This is a genomic window from Phreatobacter aquiterrae (assembly GCF_053471285.1).
This window is the reverse complement of the sequence record NZ_JBJPHW010000003.1, coordinates 302,050-318,712: the sequence shown is the minus strand read 5'-3', so window position 1 is coordinate 318,712 and position 16,663 is coordinate 302,050. Positions and strand designations below refer to the sequence as shown.

The following is a 16,663-nucleotide window of genomic DNA, read 5'->3' as shown; positions in this document are numbered from 1 at the left end:
CCTGGAGCGTCGCGCGGGCGGCAGGTCTGCCCGCGCGAAAGCACCGACGACACCTCCGCGCGATCCGGTGAAGGATTGCAAGCCTTGCCGAATCGGGCCTTGAGGGGACCGCCATGCTGAACACCCTGATCGACGTCGCCGGCGTCGGACGTCGCTCCATGGCCTGGCTCGGCCGCATGATGGGCTATGCCGCCGGCTGGGTCTTCATCGGCACCGCCGGCCTCATCACCTTCGACGTGCTGGCGCGCCGCTTCCTCGGTTTTTCCACGCAGGCGACGACCGAACTGTCCGGCTACGCGCTGGCCTTCGGCATCGCCTGGGGCCTGTCCCACACCCTGGCCATGCGCGCCCATGTGCGCATCGACGTGGTGGTGAACCTGTTCCCCGCCCGCATCCGCTACTGGCTGCACCTGACGAGCCTCGCCTTTCTCGCCGTGCTCGTCGGATACCTGTTCTACGGGGCCTGGACGCTGGTCGAGGAATCCCTGCTGTTCAGGGCCACGGACATCAGCGTCATCCGCACGCCCCTCGCCATTCCGCAGGGCCTGTGGGCCTTCGGCATCGGCGCCTTCTTCGTGCTGATCCTCGCCATGCTGGTCGAGGCCTTCCTGCTGATCATCGCCGGCCGCGGCAACGAGGCCGAGCTGATGCTGCACAGCCGCTCCTATCAGGAGGAGGTCGCCGAGGCTCTGGAGGCCGTCGGCGAAACCGTTCCCGCCAAGACCGCCAGCCCCGAGGTGAAGCCGTGATAGCCGTCGTCTTTCTCCTCATCCTTGTCGGCATCATGATCGGCATGAGCTTCACCGGCCACGCGCCGTCCGGCGAGCTCATGGGTGAAATCATGCTGCTGGTCGGCCTGTTCATGCTGTTCTTCGGCATGGGCATCTATGTCGGCGCCGCCCTCGGCGTCCTCGGCCTCATCGTCGGCTATGCCTTTTCAGACCGGCCGTTCTGGCTCTTCATCGGCCAGACGATCTGGAACCCGTCCTCCTCCTTCGTGCTGGTGGCAGTGCCGCTGTTCCTGCTGATGGGCGAGATCCTTCTGCGCGCCGGCCTCTCCGACCGTCTCTACCGCACCCTCAACATCTGGCTGAACCGCCTGCCGGGCGGCCTGCTGCATACCAATATCGCCGCCTCCTCCGTCTTCTCGGCGATCTCGGGCTCGTCGGTGGCGACCGCCGCCACCATGGGTTCCGTGGCGCTGCCCTTCTTCAAGGACAAGCCCTACGACCCGAAGATGGTGCTCGGCTCGCTCGCGGCCGGCGGCGCGCTCGGCATGCTGATCCCGCCGAGCATCACCTTCATCATCTACGCCCTGATCACCGAGACCTCCGTCGGTGCGCTCTACATCGCCGCGCTTGGACCGAGCCTTCTGGTCGTCGTGCTGTTCACCCTCGTGATCTTCGCCCGCGCCCGCACCGCCGCGCCGCGCGACCCTGACGGGCCGCGCTACACCTGGGGCGAGAAGCTGCGCAGCCTCGTCGACCTGCTGCCTACCGCTTTCCTCATCCTCATCGTGCTGGGCACCATCTATGGCGGCCTCGCCACCGCGACGGAATCGGCGGCCCTCGGCGTGGTCGCGGCGATCGGTCTCGCCGCCCTCGACGGCAAGCTCTCATTCAAGATGCTGAACGACTCGGCCGAGGCCACGGCGCGCAACACCGCACTGATCGGCCTCATCCTGTTTGGCGCCTATCTTCTCAACTACGTCTTCACGGCGCTCGGCGTGCCGCAGGCCCTCGCCAAGGTCGTCTCCGAGATGCCGCTGCCGCCCTGGGCGATCATGCTCATCATCATCGGCTTCTACCTGGCGCTCGGCACCTTCATGGAGGGCTTCTCCATGATGATCACCACGATTCCGGTGATCTTCCCGGTCGTCATGGCGCTCGGCTACGATCCGATCTGGTTCGGCGTGATCGTCGTCATGCTGGTGGAGATCGCGCTGATCTCGCCGCCCGACGGCACGGTGCTCTACGTGCTCCAGGGCATGCGCAAGGACGGCGGGCCGATCACCGATGTCTTCACCGGCGTGCTGCCATTCATGCTCGTCTATATCCTGGCGATCGGCATCCTCATGCTGTTCCCCGCCATCGCCACCTGGCTGCCGACGGTGATGCGCTGACGCAGGCTCCGATGGGCTGGCGCCCGGTCGCCCATCGGTTCAGATTCCGTTCAGTTGGCGTCCCGCAAACATGTCGGCCTCACAACCTCTTGGGGGCGTGCTGGCGGGGCGACCGGATTCATCCTGCGCGAGGAATCGTGCGGCCGATGGCTTTATTCGGAAACAAACCATCGCTATAGCACGGCTCCGGGATTTCAGCGGATGACTGCCGGACGGCCGCCTCAGGCGGCGAACCGGCCAGGGACGAAAGTTCGGATATGACGCGTGTCGCGATCGTGGGTGGCGGGCCGGGCGGGCTCTTCACCAATTACCTGCTCGACAAGTTCTGCGACGGCCTGTTCACGGCGACGATCTTCGAGGCTTCCGATCGCCTCGGCGGCAAGATCATGACCGACAGCTTCGACAAGGGGCAGTCGATGTTCGAGCGCGGTGTCGCCGAATATTACGACTATTCCCACTTCGGCCCCGACCCGCTGAAGCGCATCATCACCGAGGTGATGGGGCTCGAGACCGTGCCGATGGACGGCAAGGGCGTCATCCTCGAGGGCAAGATCCTCAACACCCGCCGCGACATCAAGAAGCACTTCGGCGAGGCGACGCTGAAGGCGATCGACGACTTCCACGCCAAATGCCACGAGATGTGCTCGCCCGACGAGTACTACGAGGGCTATTCCGGCGACGACAACAGGCACCCCTGGGGCGAGAAGACCTTCCGCGAGGTCCTCGACGAGATTCCGGATGAGATGGCGCGCAAGTATATCGAGGTCGCCGCCCGCTCCGACGTCGCCACCGAATCGCAGCTGACCAATGCGCTGAACGGTCTGAAGAACGTCCTCATGGACGACCCGAAGTACCTGCGCCTCTATTCCATCGCCGGCGGCAACGAGAGGCTGATCGAGGGCCTCGCCGAGCGCATCTCGGCCAAGGTGATGCTGCAGAGCCGCGTGTCGAAGATTACCCGCAACGAGGGCGGAAGCTACACACTGACCGTGCGCCGCAAGGGCCGTGACGAGACCCACGAGTTCGATCACGTGGTCGTCGCGGTGCCCAATTACTGGGTCAGCCAGATCGAGTTCGAGGGCCGCGGCGCCCGCATGGCGATCCAGAATCATCAGGCGCGCTACGACAATCCGGCCCACTACCTGCGCGTCACCATCCAGTTCAAGAAGCCGTTCTGGAACGAGCATTTCCAGGGTCACTACGTGATGACCGACGCCTTCGGCGGCTGCTGCATCTATGACGAAACGGCCCGCCACCCCTCGAAGCACGGTGTGCTCGGCTGGCTCATCCCGGCGACCCATGCTCTCGCCCTGTCGAACCTGCCGGACGACCAGCTCGTCGCCATGGCGCTCGATTCTCTGCCGCAGGACCTCATCGCCACGGCGAAGAAGCAGGTCATGGACGCGAAGGTGCAGCGCTGGGTCGGCACGATCTCCGGCCTGCCGGGCGCCCATCCCGCACCGGAGCTGCGCGAGCGCCACCAGCCGGACGGCAAGGTGCTGCCGAACCTCTATCTCGTCGGCGACTACCTGTTCGATTCGACCGTCAATGGCGCCTATGACTCGGCCAATTTCGTCGTCGACATGATGATGGGAAAGCTGCGCGGCGCGGCCTATTCCGGCGCCCGCAAGAAGGCGGCCCTCGAGAAGCAGAAGGGCGTCGTCGAGGAGGGCTTCGTCGAGTCGACCCTGACCGACGACTATCACGACGAATACGCCGTCGGCCTCTCCTACGAGGAGAGCTTCCGCGAGTATTTCGACGAGCAGTACAACGCCGATCTCTACGAGTGCATCTTCGGCATCAAGCCGCCCTACACGCTGCTCGACGTCGGCTCGGCGTCGGGCCTGACGCTGAAGTGCTTCGCCGACATCGGCATCGACGCCTGGGGCATCGAGAACGCGCGCCACGTCCACAGCCAGACGCCGAAGGAGTGGCTGCACCGCAACCTGCTCGGCGACGTCACCAACCTGCCCTTCGAGGACCAGTCCTTCGACGTCATCTATGACACCTGCCTCTGCTACGTGCCGGAAGAGCTGATCGACAAGGCCATCCAGGAGCTCTACCGCGTCACCCGCATCGGCATCTTCTTCGGCGGCATCACCGCGGACATGACGCGCGAAGTGATCGAGTATCACGACGTCTTCGACGGCGTCCTGACGCTGGAATCGACCTGGCAGTGGTCGGAGCGCTTCCAGCGCCACGGCTGGCGCCCGGCGGTGCACGACCAGAAGATCCTCAAGAAGGCCTGGAAGATCGAGTGCGACGCCAACGAGGGCGACTTCCCCTGGTATCCGGACATGGAGACCATGCGCTACTGCTTCTACGCGAAGCCCGATGCGGCGAAATGGGTGGAGAAGCTGATGGCCGGACGCCAGAAGGGCCCGACCTCGAAGCTGCGCCTCGTCGCCGGCGGCCGCTGAGGCGGCCGGGGATCGACCTGCCTGATCGGGCCGGACCTCGTGTCCGGCCCTTTCCGTTGGCGGCAGGCCCCGCATGCGATTTCGGATGCATCCTGTTACGGAATGAGGCATGACGAGGGGCCGCCTGCGGCCCGCCGCAAGACGCTCCTGTCCCCCACGCCCTGCGATAGTCCCAGATCCGTCATGAGCCAGGACAAGAACTACGTCGAGCCCGATGACGAGGAGGACGAGGAGGAGGACGTCAGTGCCGACGATCTCCGGCTCATGGCCCGCTTCCTCGCGCCCTTCGCATCTCCCTACAAGACGACCATCGCCCTCCTGGTCGTGCTGATCCTCACCGAGGCGGCGCTCAACTTCTCGTTTCCGCTGGTCACGCAATACCTCATCGACGAGGGCCTGATCAAAAAGGAATGGCGTGCGCTCATCAATTCGCTGCTGTTCATGGGCGGCGCCGCCATCGCAGTCTCGGTGGTCGCCCTCATTGCCGACTTCGTCTATACGCGCCTCTTCGCCGACATCACCCGGGACATCCGGCAGCGCCTGTTCGACCATGTCCAGTCGATGTCGATGCCCTTCTTCCACACCACGCCGACGGGCACCGTCCTGTCCCGCTTCTCGGGCGATCTGGTGGCCCTGGAGGCGGCGCTGGTCGCCTTCGTGCCGGGCTTCGTCATGCCCTTCATGGAGGTCATCTATGCCTCCATCCTGATGTTCATGTTCGACATCTGGCTGGGGATCATCGCCTCCCTCGTCTTCCCGATGATCCTCTGGTGGCCGCGCATCTTCGCCCGCAAGGCCTTCCTCTTCGCCTATGACAAGCGCCAGACCGAGGGCCGGCTGCTCAGCGCCGTGCAGGAGAACGTCTCGGCCCAGCCGGTGATCAAGGCCTTCGGCATGGCCGGGCGCGCCCGCCTCCATTTCGCCGGTCTGAACGCCACCTGGGTGGGCGTCGCACGGCGCACCAATTTCTCCTCGGCGCTTGTCGAGCGCACGGCGCAGACCGGGCTCTACGTCATCCACATCGCCGTCTTTGCGCTGGGCGCCTACTGGGCCTTCACCGACCGCATCACGGTCGGCACCATCATCGCCTTCGAGGGCGTCTTCCTGTCGATGGGCTATGCGCTGACCAACGTCACGCAATATGTGCCGACCATGGCGCAGGCGGCCGGCTCCATCCGCCACCTCACCGATCTCCTCGCCGAGAAGCCGACCATGGTCGACGCGCCGGACGCCGGCACGCTCGCGCCCTTCGAGCGGCAGATCGTCTTCGACAACGTCGCCTTCTCCTACCCGGGCTCGTCGTTCCGGACCGAGAACCTCAGCGTCACCGTGCCGAAGGGCTCCTTCCTCGGCATCGTCGGCCCGTCGGGCTCGGGCAAGAGCACCTTCCTCAACCTGCTGATGCGCTTTTACGACCCGCTGGAGGGCCGCGTCGTCATCGACGGCACTGATATCCGCACCGTCACGCAGGCCTCGCTGCGCGCCCAGATGGCCGTGGTGTTCCAGGAGAGCTTCCTGTTCAACACCACCATCGCCGAGAACATCCGCATGGCCCATCCCGAGGCCACGATGGAGGAGATCGAGGCCGCCGCGCGCCAGGCCGAGGTCCATGACTTCATCAGGGCGCTGCCGCTCGGCTACGAGACGACGGTCGGCGAGCGCGGCGGGCAGCTCTCGGGCGGCCAGCGCCAGCGCGTCGCCATCGCCCGCGCCCTCGTCCGCAATCCGGCCGTGCTCGTACTCGACGAGGCGACCAGCGCCCTCGATGCCGAGACCGAATCCAAGCTGAACGAGACGCTCCGCCGCATCGCCGAGACGCGCACGGTGGTCTCCGTCACCCACCGCCTCGGCTCGGTCGTCACCGCCGACCGCATCATCGTCCTCGACCACGGCCATATCGTCGAGACCGGCACCCATCCCGAGCTGATCAAGCAGGGCGGGCTCTACGCCACCATGTGGTCGCGCCAGCAGCAGACGCGCCAGCCGGTGGCGGCGGTCGATGAGGACGAGGACGAGGAATAGGGCGGCAGGCGCGATCCGCGCCTCAGCCGGCGATTACAGCGCGCCGATATCCGGGGCGTGCGGGTTCTTCATGCCGACGACATGGTAGCCGGCATCGACATGGTGCACCTCGCCCGTGACGCCGCGCGACAGGTTCGAGAGCAGGTACATGCCGGAATCGCCCACCTCGTCGATGGTGACCGTGCGGCGCAGCGGCGAGTTGTACTCGTTCCACTTCAGGATGTAGCGGAAGTCGCCGATGCCGGAGGCCGCCAGCGTCTTGATCGGGCCGGCCGAGATGGCGTTGACGCGGATGTTCTTCTCGCCGAGGTCGGCCGCCATGTAGCGCACGCTCGCCTCCAGCGCCGCCTTAGCGACGCCCATGACGTTGTAGTGCGGCATCCACTTCTCGGCGCCGTAATAGGTCAGGGTGAGCAGCGAGCCGCCATCCGTCATCAGCTTCTCGGCGCGCTGGGCGATGGCCGTGAAGGAGTAGCAGGAGATCAGCAGCGACTTGGTGAAGTTGCCCTCGGTCGTGTCGACGTAGCGGCCGGTCAGTTCGTCCTTGTCGGAAAAGGCGATGGCGTGGAGCAGGAAGTCGAGCTTGCCGAACACCTTCTCGGTCTCGGCGAAGACGGCGTCGATGCTGGCGCTGTCGGTGACGTCGCAATGGCCGACGACATGGCCGCCCACTTCCGCCGCAAGCGGCCTGACGCGCTTCTCCAGCGCATCACCCTGATAGGTGAAGGCGAGCTCGGCGCCCTGCTCGGCGCAGGCCTTGGCGATGCCCCAGGCAATGGACCGGTTGTTCGCAACCCCCATGATGAGGCCGCGCTTGCCCTGCATGATGCCTGCCATGTCGTTCCTCGCCCGGCATTCCGCCCGATAATCAGCCGGACCCTATGCCATTGCAGCGCCCGGCGTGCAAGGAGTCCGACCGGCGGGTCGCCCGGCGGATGCCCCGCAAATCAGGTCAGGACCCTGGAGCCGCCGGGGGTTTCGATCTGCGCCGTGTAGCGCGGCCCCGCCCCGAAAACGACCATCGGCGCGCAGGTGATGGCGAGCTCGCGGTAGAGCGTCCGGATCGCGGCGGGGTCGGGATGGGAGAGCGTGAACGATACGAGGCGCGCCCCGAGGTCGGCGATCGTCGCCATGGATCGCGGCCGGCCCCGCCGGTCGATGATCGACGGGGCGATCCCGTCGAGCGGCAATGATCCGTCGTCGGGAACGGCGAAGTCGAAGGCTGGCGCATCGAACGGCAGCGCCACCTTTCGTCCCAGCATGGTCTCGCGGCCCGCCAGGACGGCGTCGATGCAATCGGTCCGTGCGACCCATCCCCTCAGCCGCCGCCCCGCGTCCCAGTCGGCGCGCACCTGTCTCTGGTCGTCGAGGCCGAACCAGCGGCGGTGGGCCTGTGGCGCGGCGGCAGGGTCGAGCGCGACGATCTCCAGATAGACCCCATCGTCGAGCTGCAGCAGGTGATTGTGGGTGCCCATATAGGCGTGGCGCTGCCCGAACGGCACCTCCAGATCGAGGCAGTCGCGCACATGCGCCACCCCCTCCGCCAGGTCCGGCGCGACGACGGTGAGATGGTCGAGCTGCAGCATGGGGGGTACGACAGGAGCGGGGACGCGATGGCGGAGGTGGACGATCCGGCGATGGAGGATCGCGACGTGGGGCGCTGGCCTTACAGCCCGTCGCGGGGATCGCCCTTGCGGCGCTCCTTCAGCACGCGCGCGAAACCTTCGAGGTCGGCGCTCGCCTCGGGGAGGACGATCCGCACGGTGACGTAGAGATCGCCCGGACCGGTGTCGGCCGGCAGGCCCTTGCCGCGCAGGCGGAAGGTCCTGCCCGAGGAGGTCATGGCGGGAAGCGTCAGCTCCACCTCGCCGTCGAGTGTCGGGGCCCGGACCTTGCCGCCCAGAATGGCCTCGTCCAGGGCGACGGGCAGGTCGAGCCTCAGGTCCTTGCCGTCGGCCCGGAAGGCCGGATGTGGCTCGATCGCGACGAGGACATAGGCATCGCCCGGCGGCCGGCCGAGGCTCGCCGCCTTGCCCTTGCCGCGCAGGCGCATCCGGTGGCCCTCGCGCGTTCCCGGCTGGATCTTCAGGTCGACGGACTCGCCTGACGGCAGCACGACGCGCTGCGTCGAGCCGCGCGCGGCGTCGAGGAACGGCACCCGGATCGTCAGCGTCACGTCTTCGCCGGAGGGCGGCGGTCCGAAATCCTGGTCGAAGGGGCTGTGCCCGCGCGCGCCCGGCCGTCCGCCGGTCATGCCGGAGAGGATGTCGAAGAAATCGTCCATCGGCGGCGGACCGCCCTGCTGGCCGCGTCCGTGTCCACCGCGGCGGACGCCGTCGCGTCCGAAGTTGAAGGTCTCGAAGATCGTCTCGCCCTGCGGTCCGCCGGGGCCTGCGCCGGGCCGGCCGCCGCCGAAGCCCTCGAATCCGGCGAAACGCGGCTTGCCTTCGGCATCGATCTCGCCGCGGTCGAACTGCTTCTTCTTTTCGGCATCCGACAGGAGCTCATAGGCGTTGTTGAGTTCCGCAAAGCGGTCCTGTGCCTTGGCGTCCTTCGGGTTGGCGTCGGGATGCAGCGCCTTCGCCTTCTTGCGGAAGGCGCGCTTGATCTCGTCAGCGCTCGCAGCGCGCGTGACGCCGATGACGTCATAGGGATCGCGTGCCATGGTCGTCCTTGGAAAAGGCGCCCGACGATGAGGGCGCCCCGTGAGGTTTCGGTTCGCCGTCGAATGTGGGGACGGCGGCAGAAATTCACAAGTTCGCGAGCGTTGCGCTCAGCTGCGGCGCCAGGGCCTCAGTTCGACGACGGCCCAGGGGCCGGTCGTGCGGCAGGCGCGGCCGTCGAACCAGACCTCCTTGCCGTCCTTGATGGCGCTGCCGAGGAAGTCGCGGCAGGTCTGTCCGCCGCTCGCATTGGCGCGCTGAAGGGCGGTGACGGTGCCGCTCATGCCGCTCTGCGCATTGGTCCACGGCAGGCTCGGCGTATCGGTGCGGTCGGCGAGGGCTTCCATCAGGACGGCCTTGGCGGCGTCCCAGTCGGCCTGCGGAATGGGAAGGGTGCCCGCCGGAGTGGTCGCGGCAGGCTCGGCGGGCCGGCGGACGGATCCCGTGGTGACCGGGTCCTCGCTCGCGGGCTGGCGCATCTGTGCGGTGCCGGGCGGGGCGACGTTGGCGCGCTCCCAGAGGGAGGGCAGGGCCACGGTGCAGCCCTGGAGGAACAGGAAGAGGCCGGCGCTCGCGAGGCTTGCCACGCGGCCCGGGCATGGGCGATAGCGCGTCGCAGGGCATGGGCGCGCCATCCCTGCTCCGCTATAGACTTGGCGAACGCCAGCCGTCCCGCCCATACGCATACAACTCCCGAGCCAATTCCGCTCTGGGGCGCAGTGAACATCGGAGTTCGTTAATGTCCGGTTCGAGTGACGACGATTTCATCCAGAACGACGAGCCCGTCTTGCTGTTCGAGCAGTGGCTCGCCGACGCCACCCGCTCGGAGCCGAACGATCCCAATGCCATGGCGCTGGCGACCGTCGATGCCGACGGCCTGCCCAACGTCCGCATGGTGCTGCTGAAGGGCGTCGATCCCAGGGGCTTCGTCTTCTACACCAACACCGAGAGCCAGAAGGGCACCGAACTCGACGGTCAGAAAAAGGCGGCGGTCGTGTTCCACTGGAAGTCGCTGCGCCGCCAGGTGCGGGTGCGCGGGCCGATCGAGCGGGTGACCGACGCGGACGCCGACGAGTATTTCGCCACGCGCCCGCGCGGCAGCCGCATCGGCGCCTGGGCGAGCCAGCAGTCCCGCCCGCTTGAGAGCCGCTTCGCCCTCGAAAAGGCGGTGGCGACCTATGCGGCCCGGCATGCGGTCGGCGAGGTGCCCCGGCCGGCGCACTGGACCGGCTACCGCATCCTGCCGGTCTCGATGGAATTCTGGCACGATCGTCCCTTCCGCCTGCACGACCGCGTGCAGTTCACGCGGACGGCGCCGTCCGGGCCTTGGGCGCAGAAGCTCAGGCTCTATCCCTGAGTTCGGCGGGAAGGCATAGGCAGGCGGGCGCGATGGTTCTATGAACGGGCGCGGGCGCCTCACGGGGTTCGCGCCATGATCCGAGGATGCCTCCAGTGAACCAGATCCGCCGAACCCTGTTGCTCACCGGCGCCAGCCGCGGCATCGGCCACGCCACCGTCAAGCGCTTCTCCTCGGCCGGCTGGCGCGTCATCACCTGCTCGCGGCAGGCCTTTCCCGAGAACTGTCCCTGGGAAATGGGTCCCGAGGACCATATCCAGGTCGATCTCGCCGATCCTGCCGACACCGAGCGGGCCATCGACGAGATCCGCGGCCGCCTGATCGGCGGCCGGCTGGAGGCGCTGGTCAACAATGCCGGCATCTCGCCGAAGGATGAGGGCGGCGCTCGTCTCGATTCCCTGCACACCCCGCTGTCGGTCTGGCAGCAGGTCTTCCAGGTGAACTTCTTCGCCTCGATCCTGCTCGCCCGCGGCCTCCTGAAGGAGCTGGCCGAGGCCAAGGGTTCGGTGGTCAACGTCACCTCGATCGCCGGCTCGCGCGTCCACCCCTTCGCCGGTGCGGCCTATGCGACGTCCAAGGCGGCGCTGGCCAGCCTGACCCGCGAGATGGCGGCCGACTTCGCCCCGCACGGCATCCGCGTCAACGCCATCGCGCCCGGCGAGATCGACACCTCGATCCTCTCCCCCGGCACGGAGAAGATCGTCGAGCAGATCCCCATGCGCCGGCTCGGCACGCCAGACGAGGTGGCGAAGATCATCTACGTGCTGTGCACCGAGACCTCGAGCTATCTCAACGGTGCCGAGATCCACATCAACGGCGGCCAGCACGTGTAGCAAGCTCTACTTCTGCGCATTTCGAGTGCGATCTGCGCAAGATGATCTACTACTTTTGCTTGGTGACGTATACTAGAACAAAAGTTCAGTTAATTATTGGAGCCGTTTGATGAAAATGCGCGTCGCATTTCTTTCTATGATTTTGATTCTATGGGAACCGATTGTCGCGCTTTCTAGTGATCAGAAGCTCAAAATTGGCTTTGAAGCGGCCGTCGAATCATTCAGCTCGATGAGAGTGTTTCAAGAAAACTGCAGAATGACGACAGATCATGTCATGCTTAGCAGTCTTGTTGATATCGCTGTCCTTACGCGCGCTTGGGATCGCGACGATCTTCAGCGCTATGTGGCTTTGTCCTATCGCCTTGCAAGAGGACGACATAGCTCAGATTGCAATTTGGACGCGCTAGAAACCTATTCTAGGGGGTTTTTCTTGAACGCACAGGTCTTTATGAAGGATTTACGCGCGTCGCAATAGGAACTCCCATACGTTTTCAGTCAATCTGCATCTCGAGAAATTGGATCGCCCTGAGCCTTTCCCCCGTCCCGGCATCCGCTGGCAGGAAGGCCTCGATGGCGAGTTCCGCGAGCGTCACGTCCACCGGCGTGCCGAACACCGTCGTCGTCGAGATGAGCGTCAGCAGTCCTGCCGAAGTCATCAGCCGCACGGGAATGAACAGCTCCGCCGCCTCCTGCCCCTTGCGCGGATGTGGCTGCGAGAACGGCACCGGATAGGCCGAGACCTCCGCCAGCAGCGCATCCAGCACCGGATCGGCGGTCAGTTCGATCTGCCGCCTCAGCCGCGCAAGGATGTGGGCCCGCACCTCCCCGAGATTGACGATGCGCGGCGCGATGCCCTGCGGGTGCAGCGACAGCCGCACCATGTTGATGGGCGCCGCCAGCAGCTCCGGCGCGCAGCCCTCCAGAAAGGGAGCGATGGAGCGGTTGTGGGCGACGATGTGCCAGTGGCGGTCGAGCGCGACGGCCGGATAGGGCTCGTGTCCTGCGAGGACGAGGTCGACCGCCCGGCGCGCGGCCTCGACGCCGGGATCGTCGAGCCGGCGTTCCGGGAAGACCGGCGCGAAGCCGGCCGCCACCAGCAGGACATTGCGGTCGCGCAGCGGGATGTCGAGGCGCTCGGCAAGATGCAGCACCATCTCGCGGCTCGGGGCCGCCCGCCCCGTCTCGACGAAGCTCAGATGGCGCGTCGAGATTTCGGCATCGAGGGCGAGATCCATCTGGCTCATGCGCCGGCGCTGACGCCAGTCGCGCAGGAGGTCGCCAACGGCGCGGGAGGCGGGACGGGAGGCAGCGGAGCGTGTCGTCATGGGAGGGAGACTAGCCGTCGCTGCGGCCGCCGGCCAATGACCTCCGAGGTAATCGACCCGGCGCACCGGTGGCTTCACGGTGACGGCACTGCGGACCGGATCCCCCGCCGCGACGCCTCATCGAGGAGCCTGCCATGTCTTACGCTTTCGCTCTCTTCCGCGCTTCCGACGCACGAACCTTCCTGCGCCGTGTGCTGGCCTTCGACGCGCTGACCTCGGCTGCGATGGGCCTGAAGCTCGTTGTCGGGGCCGGGCTTCTCTCGCCCCTCCTCGGGCTGCCCGAACCGCTGCTGCGCGGCGCGGGCCTCGTTCTGCTGCCCTTCGCCGCGATGGTGGCCCTCGTCGCGATGAAGGCGTCGTCATCGTCCGGCGCGGTCATGGCGATCGCGGCGATCAACGCCCTGTGGGTGGTTGCAAGCCTCGGCCTGCTCGTCTCCGGACGCGTCAGTCCGAATGCCCTCGGCATCGCCTTCGTCGCCGCCCAGGCCGTCTTTGTCGGCATCCTCGCCGAGCTTCAGGTCATCGGCGCGCGCCGCCTTGCCTCCACCTGACGGCCGATTGCGGGAGGGCTGGCGGCTACAGCCAGCCCTTCTTGCGGAACCACCAATAGGGGGCGACCCCCGACAGCAGCATCATGCCGAGGGCCAGCGGATAGCCGAGCTCCCAGCCGAGTTCCGGCATATGCTTGAAGTTCATCCCATAGACCGTGCCGATGAGCGTCGGCGGCATGAGGACAACCGAGAGCACCGCGAAGATCTTGATGATGTTGCTCTGTTCGTTGGCGACGAGGCCGAGCACCGCGTTGAGCAGGAAGGTGATCTTGCTGGACAGCGCATCGCAGTGCTGGGTGAGAGATTCCACGTCGCGACTCTGGCTCTTCAGGACGACCCGGACGTCCTTGGAGACCTTCGTTCCCTCGATCTCGGTGGCGAGGAACAATAGCAGGCGGTTGATCGAGACCAGGCTCTCCCGGATCTTCGAGATGAAGCCGCCCTTCGTGCCGAGGATCTGCAGCACCTCCTCAATATTGCTCGCCCGGCTCTTGTTGCCGATCTCTTTTGAGAAGACCTGTCCGGACGCCTGGTCGATCTCCTCGCCCACCTTCTCCAGAATGTCGGCGAGCCGGTCGACGATGGTGTCGAGCAGGCCGGTCAGGATCGATTCCGGGTTGGCATGGACCGTGCCGGGTTTCTGGGCACGGTTGAGAAACAGGTTGATGGGCTTAGGTGTGTCATAGCGCACTGTAATGAGCCGGTTGGGCGCCATGACGAACGAGATCTGCGTCAGTTTCGGCGTACCGAGATCAGTGTTGCACAGCACGGTGGACGTCATGTAGCGAACGCCGTGGTCGACGTAGAGTCGGCTCGACGGCTCGATCTCCAGCATCTCCTCGCGCGAGGGGATCTCGATGCCGAGGCAGCGCTCCAGCGCCTTGTCCTCGTCGACCGTCGGCTGGAACAGGTCCACCCAAACCACCTCAGGAGGCACAGCATCGGCCGTCGTTTCGACCCGCACGAGCGCGTCGTTCACCACGGCATAGGCATTCATCATGGGTCGTCTCCGTGAGATGGACGGTCGACCCTGCCTAGCCATTCCGCCGCCACTTGGAAAGCGGCGTCGGCACTTGCCGCGGCGATGATGACGGCAGCGTGACGCATCGAGACGATCGGCCGCGATTGTGGGCATGGCGGCGCGTCGCTAGACGCAGCGCATGACCACGCTCTCCCTTGTCCAGCCCGCCGGCACCGGCTTCCTGATCGGCCTCGGACTGATCGTCGCCATCGGCGCCCAGAATGCCTTCGTCCTGCGGCAGGGCCTGATGCGCCGGCATGTCCTGCTGGTGACCACCATCTGCGCCGTGTCGGACGCCCTGCTCATCCTGGCGGGGGTCGCGGGGCTCGGCAGGCTCGTCTCCCGCTCGCCGCTCCTGCTGAGCATCGCGACCCTGGGGGGCGCGGCCTTTCTCCTGGTCTACGGCCTGATGGCGGCGCGCCGGGCTCTCAATCCCTCACGCCTCACCGCCGCCCTGTCAGAGGAGACCGGCCTTGTGCGGGTGATCTCCGCCACCCTCGCCTTCACCTTCCTCAACCCGCACGTCTATCTCGACACTGTGGTGCTTGTCGGCAGCCTCTCGGCGCAGTTCGACGGCAGTGCGCGCATCGCCTTCGCCGCGGGCGCCATGACGGCCTCCGCCATCTGGTTCTGCGGGCTCGGTTTCGGTGCAAGGCTTCTGGCGCCGATCTTCGCCCGGCCTGCCGCCTGGCGGGTCCTCGACGCGCTCATCGCCTGCGTGATGGTGGCGATCGCGCTGTCTCTGATCAGAAGCTGGGCGGCAGGATGACCAGAAAAAAAGGGCCGGTCACGAAGACCGGCCCTGGAGTTATTCAGGAGAGGCATGCGGGAGGCCTGATTGAAGCCCGGCGAACCGGGAAACCGTCAGTCCATGAAGAGCGGATACCGCGCGGTCGAACGATCGGCGGAGGGCTTGGGGGCCCTGGTGAAGGGAGCGGCAGCAGCGACCGCGGAAATGCCGATCGCGCCGTACCGGTCCACGAGCGTGTCGTGGATGGGCTTCGTTTCGACATTCGGGGCCGCCGTGGCGGTTTTCATCATCGTCTCCATTCGTCGCAGGCGGGTTGCATAGGCCGGCCCCGACGTGAGGATGAGGCTAGTGCTGCGATGCGGCGGCGATGGGTTGCGATCATGGAGCGATCATGGCGATGCAGGGCCTGATTCACGGCGCGGAACCGCGCTTCTGACGTGCTGCGTCATGGCCGAAATGCAACAGTTTCAAGCCTTTCCGGGCTACGCGGCGCAGTCTGCCGTTGACCTCGCGTCAAGCCTTCGCCACAACCGTCGATACGGTGGAACAACGTGGGCGCGCCGGGATGACGGTTGGGCGCTCGCCAGTGTTCCCTTGAGAGGATCGTGACATGCGGTGGGGCGTACTCGTAGTGATGGCCGTGGCCCTTGCGGGCTGCAACAACCAGACGGTCAGTTCGAACCAACCCGTTTCCGAGCGCGACCGCACCCTGATGGCGCAGGCGCCCCAGGTCGAAATGGACTACTGGCGCATGCCGCTGCGCGTGCCCTATCGCACCGCCGAGCGTCCCGGCACGATCATCGTCGAGACCTCCAGCAAGCACCTGTTCCTTGTGGAAGAGGGCGGCACCGCCATCCGCTATCAGGTGGCCGTCGGCAATGAAGCGTTCGGCTGGACCGGCACCGCCACCATCCAGCGCAAGGCCGAGTGGCCGACCTGGACGCCGCCGGCCGAGATGCGCCGTCGCTGGCCAACGCTGCCGGCCTTCATGGAAGGCGGACCGCAGAACCCGATGGGTTCGCGCGCCCTCTATCTCTACCAGAACGGCCGCGACACGCTCTATCGCATCCATGGCACCAATTCGCCGCTGCAGATCGGCGAAGCCGTCTCCTCGGGCTGCATCCGCATGCACAACGAACACGCGATCGACCTCTACAACCGGGTCGGGACCGGCACCAAGGTCATCGTCCGCTAAGCTGCGGGTTCCGCTGAACCCCCTGACCGAACGAAAACGGCGGCCCCGAGAGGCCGCCGTTTTCGTTGTGTCGATGACCTTGCGGAATATCAGCCGCCTTTTGTCGGCTTCGGAGCCTTGATGGCCCCGGCCACCGCCTTCAGGCCGACCTGGCCATAGCGGTCTTCCAGCTTGACGCCTTTCGGCGGGATGGGTTGAGGCTTTGCGCCCATGGTTTCCTCCGTGGATGGATTTGTTTCCATCCTTCTGATTCTGCTTTGTTTCTACACCATGCCGGCAAACGACCACAGAGGGTTGTCGTGCAGTGCAACACCGCAGTCGCCCCTGCGCCCGGCCGGGGATAATCGCCTCTTCCTGTGCACAAGCGACGGCGCGCCGCTTGCCCCCGAGGGGCTGTCCGCCC

At 66.2% G+C, this 16,663-nt stretch carries 18 protein-coding genes; 10 read left to right on the top strand and 8 right to left on the bottom strand.

Annotated features, from left to right (window positions below):
* Window positions 1–113 precede the first annotated feature (113 nt).
* The 4 genes from ACJ4V0_RS06650 to ACJ4V0_RS06635 all read left to right on the top strand — a co-directional run bounded on the left by ACJ4V0_RS06650 (window position 114) and on the right by ACJ4V0_RS06635 (window position 6,564).
* Window positions 114–749 (top strand): TRAP transporter small permease subunit, encoded by a 636-nt coding sequence (locus ACJ4V0_RS06650; protein ID WP_448298772.1) that lies wholly within the window; start codon window positions 114–116, stop codon window positions 747–749.
* On the top strand, window positions 746–2,122 hold the full coding sequence (locus tag ACJ4V0_RS06645) for a TRAP transporter large permease (RefSeq protein ID WP_448298771.1): 1,377 nt from the start codon (window positions 746–748) through the stop codon (window positions 2,120–2,122). The genes ACJ4V0_RS06650 and ACJ4V0_RS06645 overlap by 4 nt, the downstream gene beginning before the upstream one ends.
* 257 nt (window positions 2,123–2,379) lie before the next feature.
* Window positions 2,380–4,542 (top strand): FAD-dependent oxidoreductase, encoded by a 2,163-nt coding sequence (locus tag ACJ4V0_RS06640; RefSeq protein WP_448298770.1) that lies wholly within the window; start codon window positions 2,380–2,382, stop codon window positions 4,540–4,542.
* A gap of 183 nt (window positions 4,543–4,725) precedes the next feature.
* Window positions 4,726–6,564: an ABC transporter ATP-binding protein gene (locus ACJ4V0_RS06635; protein WP_448298769.1), complete on the top strand. Its 1,839-nt coding sequence runs from the start codon at window positions 4,726–4,728 to the stop codon at window positions 6,562–6,564.
* 33 nt (window positions 6,565–6,597) lie between these two features.
* Here the strand turns inward: ACJ4V0_RS06635 and fabI are convergent, their stop codons facing one another.
* From fabI to ACJ4V0_RS06615, 4 genes are all read right to left on the bottom strand, one after another.
* Window positions 6,598–7,401 (bottom strand): enoyl-ACP reductase FabI, encoded by an 804-nt coding sequence (gene fabI / locus ACJ4V0_RS06630; protein WP_448298768.1) that lies wholly within the window; start codon window positions 7,399–7,401, stop codon window positions 6,598–6,600.
* Between the two features lie 110 nt (window positions 7,402–7,511).
* Entirely contained in the window at window positions 7,512–8,150 is a 639-nt protein-coding gene (locus ACJ4V0_RS06625) for a VOC family protein (RefSeq protein ID WP_448298767.1), read from the bottom strand.
* An 80-nt stretch (window positions 8,151–8,230) separates the two neighbouring features.
* Window positions 8,231–9,229 carry a DnaJ C-terminal domain-containing protein gene (locus tag ACJ4V0_RS06620; RefSeq protein ID WP_448298766.1) on the bottom strand — a complete coding sequence of 333 codons (999 nt, stop codon included), beginning with the start codon at window positions 9,227–9,229 and terminating at the stop codon, window positions 8,231–8,233.
* Window positions 9,230–9,337: 108 nt separating this feature from the next.
* A complete protein-coding gene (locus ACJ4V0_RS06615; RefSeq protein WP_448298765.1) occupies window positions 9,338–9,814 on the bottom strand; it encodes an RT0821/Lpp0805 family surface protein in 477 nt (158 codons plus the stop codon).
* Between the two features lie 152 nt (window positions 9,815–9,966).
* Between ACJ4V0_RS06615 and pdxH the strand changes: the two genes are divergently transcribed.
* The 3 genes from pdxH (at window position 9,967) to ACJ4V0_RS06600 (ending at window position 11,892) form a co-directional block, all read left to right on the top strand.
* Window positions 9,967–10,584, top strand: coding sequence for a pyridoxamine 5'-phosphate oxidase (gene pdxH / locus ACJ4V0_RS06610; protein ID WP_448298764.1), 618 nt, complete (start codon window positions 9,967–9,969; stop codon window positions 10,582–10,584).
* Between the two features lie 86 nt (window positions 10,585–10,670).
* Complete coding sequence (locus ACJ4V0_RS06605; RefSeq protein ID WP_448298763.1) at window positions 10,671–11,417, top strand: SDR family NAD(P)-dependent oxidoreductase; 747 nt, start codon at window positions 10,671–10,673, stop codon at window positions 11,415–11,417.
* A 109-nt stretch (window positions 11,418–11,526) separates the two neighbouring features.
* Window positions 11,527–11,892 carry a hypothetical protein gene (locus ACJ4V0_RS06600; protein WP_448298762.1) on the top strand — a complete coding sequence of 122 codons (366 nt, stop codon included), beginning with the start codon at window positions 11,527–11,529 and terminating at the stop codon, window positions 11,890–11,892.
* Window positions 11,893–11,908: 16 nt separating this feature from the next.
* Here ACJ4V0_RS06600 and ACJ4V0_RS06595 read toward each other — a convergent pair whose 3' ends face one another.
* Window positions 11,909–12,742, bottom strand: a complete 834-nt coding sequence (locus tag ACJ4V0_RS06595) for a helix-turn-helix domain-containing protein (RefSeq protein ID WP_448298761.1) — start codon at window positions 12,740–12,742, stop codon at window positions 11,909–11,911.
* A gap of 134 nt (window positions 12,743–12,876) precedes the next feature.
* Here ACJ4V0_RS06595 and ACJ4V0_RS06590 point away from each other — a divergent pair, with 134 nt between their 5' ends.
* Window positions 12,877–13,293: a hypothetical protein gene (locus ACJ4V0_RS06590; protein WP_448298760.1), complete on the top strand. Its 417-nt coding sequence runs from the start codon at window positions 12,877–12,879 to the stop codon at window positions 13,291–13,293.
* A 25-nt stretch (window positions 13,294–13,318) separates the two neighbouring features.
* On the opposite strand, the gene ACJ4V0_RS06585 is transcribed toward ACJ4V0_RS06590, so the two are convergent.
* On the bottom strand, window positions 13,319–14,293 hold the full coding sequence (locus tag ACJ4V0_RS06585) for a magnesium transporter CorA family protein (protein WP_448298759.1): 975 nt from the start codon (window positions 14,291–14,293) through the stop codon (window positions 13,319–13,321).
* 160 nt (window positions 14,294–14,453) lie between these two features.
* Between ACJ4V0_RS06585 and ACJ4V0_RS06580 the strand changes: the two genes are divergently transcribed.
* On the top strand, window positions 14,454–15,083 hold the full coding sequence (locus tag ACJ4V0_RS06580) for a LysE/ArgO family amino acid transporter (protein WP_448298758.1): 630 nt from the start codon (window positions 14,454–14,456) through the stop codon (window positions 15,081–15,083).
* Window positions 15,084–15,178: 95 nt separating this feature from the next.
* On the opposite strand, the gene ACJ4V0_RS06575 is transcribed toward ACJ4V0_RS06580, so the two are convergent.
* On the bottom strand, window positions 15,179–15,352 hold the full coding sequence (locus tag ACJ4V0_RS06575) for a hypothetical protein (RefSeq protein ID WP_448298757.1): 174 nt from the start codon (window positions 15,350–15,352) through the stop codon (window positions 15,179–15,181).
* 323 nt (window positions 15,353–15,675) lie between these two features.
* Between ACJ4V0_RS06575 and ACJ4V0_RS06570 the strand changes: the two genes are divergently transcribed.
* Entirely contained in the window at window positions 15,676–16,260 is a 585-nt protein-coding gene (locus tag ACJ4V0_RS06570; RefSeq protein ID WP_448298756.1) for a L,D-transpeptidase, read from the top strand.
* An 89-nt stretch (window positions 16,261–16,349) separates the two neighbouring features.
* Here ACJ4V0_RS06570 and ACJ4V0_RS06565 read toward each other — a convergent pair whose 3' ends face one another.
* Window positions 16,350–16,472 (bottom strand): hypothetical protein, encoded by a 123-nt coding sequence (locus ACJ4V0_RS06565; RefSeq protein WP_448298755.1) that lies wholly within the window; start codon window positions 16,470–16,472, stop codon window positions 16,350–16,352.
* Window positions 16,473–16,663: the final 191 nt, after the last annotated feature.

What these genes read in the sequence shown, in the direction of transcription:
- ACJ4V0_RS06640 (WP_448298770.1), top strand. Translation starts at nt 2,380, where the DNA reads ATGACGCGTGTCGCGATCGTGGGTGGCGGGCCGGGCGGGCTCTTCACC.
- ACJ4V0_RS06625 (WP_448298767.1), bottom strand. Translation starts at nt 8,150, where the DNA reads ATGCTGCAGCTCGACCATCTCACCGTCGTCGCGCCGGACCTGGCGGAG.
- ACJ4V0_RS06595 (WP_448298761.1), bottom strand. Translation starts at nt 12,742, where the DNA reads ATGACGACACGCTCCGCTGCCTCCCGTCCCGCCTCCCGCGCCGTTGGC.
- pdxH (WP_448298764.1), top strand. Translation starts at nt 9,967, where the DNA reads ATGTCCGGTTCGAGTGACGACGATTTCATCCAGAACGACGAGCCCGTC.
- ACJ4V0_RS06605 (WP_448298763.1), top strand. Translation starts at nt 10,671, where the DNA reads ATGCCTCCAGTGAACCAGATCCGCCGAACCCTGTTGCTCACCGGCGCC.
- ACJ4V0_RS06650 (WP_448298772.1), top strand. Translation starts at nt 114, where the DNA reads ATGCTGAACACCCTGATCGACGTCGCCGGCGTCGGACGTCGCTCCATG.
- ACJ4V0_RS06600 (WP_448298762.1), top strand. Translation starts at nt 11,527, where the DNA reads ATGAAAATGCGCGTCGCATTTCTTTCTATGATTTTGATTCTATGGGAA.
- fabI (WP_448298768.1), bottom strand. Translation starts at nt 7,401, where the DNA reads ATGGCAGGCATCATGCAGGGCAAGCGCGGCCTCATCATGGGGGTTGCG.
- ACJ4V0_RS06565 (WP_448298755.1), bottom strand. Translation starts at nt 16,472, where the DNA reads ATGGGCGCAAAGCCTCAACCCATCCCGCCGAAAGGCGTCAAGCTGGAA.
- ACJ4V0_RS06580 (WP_448298758.1), top strand. Translation starts at nt 14,454, where the DNA reads ATGACCACGCTCTCCCTTGTCCAGCCCGCCGGCACCGGCTTCCTGATC.
- ACJ4V0_RS06590 (WP_448298760.1), top strand. Translation starts at nt 12,877, where the DNA reads ATGTCTTACGCTTTCGCTCTCTTCCGCGCTTCCGACGCACGAACCTTC.
- ACJ4V0_RS06570 (WP_448298756.1), top strand. Translation starts at nt 15,676, where the DNA reads ATGCGGTGGGGCGTACTCGTAGTGATGGCCGTGGCCCTTGCGGGCTGC.
- ACJ4V0_RS06575 (WP_448298757.1), bottom strand. Translation starts at nt 15,352, where the DNA reads ATGAAAACCGCCACGGCGGCCCCGAATGTCGAAACGAAGCCCATCCAC.
- ACJ4V0_RS06585 (WP_448298759.1), bottom strand. Translation starts at nt 14,293, where the DNA reads ATGATGAATGCCTATGCCGTGGTGAACGACGCGCTCGTGCGGGTCGAA.
- ACJ4V0_RS06635 (WP_448298769.1), top strand. Translation starts at nt 4,726, where the DNA reads ATGAGCCAGGACAAGAACTACGTCGAGCCCGATGACGAGGAGGACGAG.
- ACJ4V0_RS06620 (WP_448298766.1), bottom strand. Translation starts at nt 9,229, where the DNA reads ATGGCACGCGATCCCTATGACGTCATCGGCGTCACGCGCGCTGCGAGC.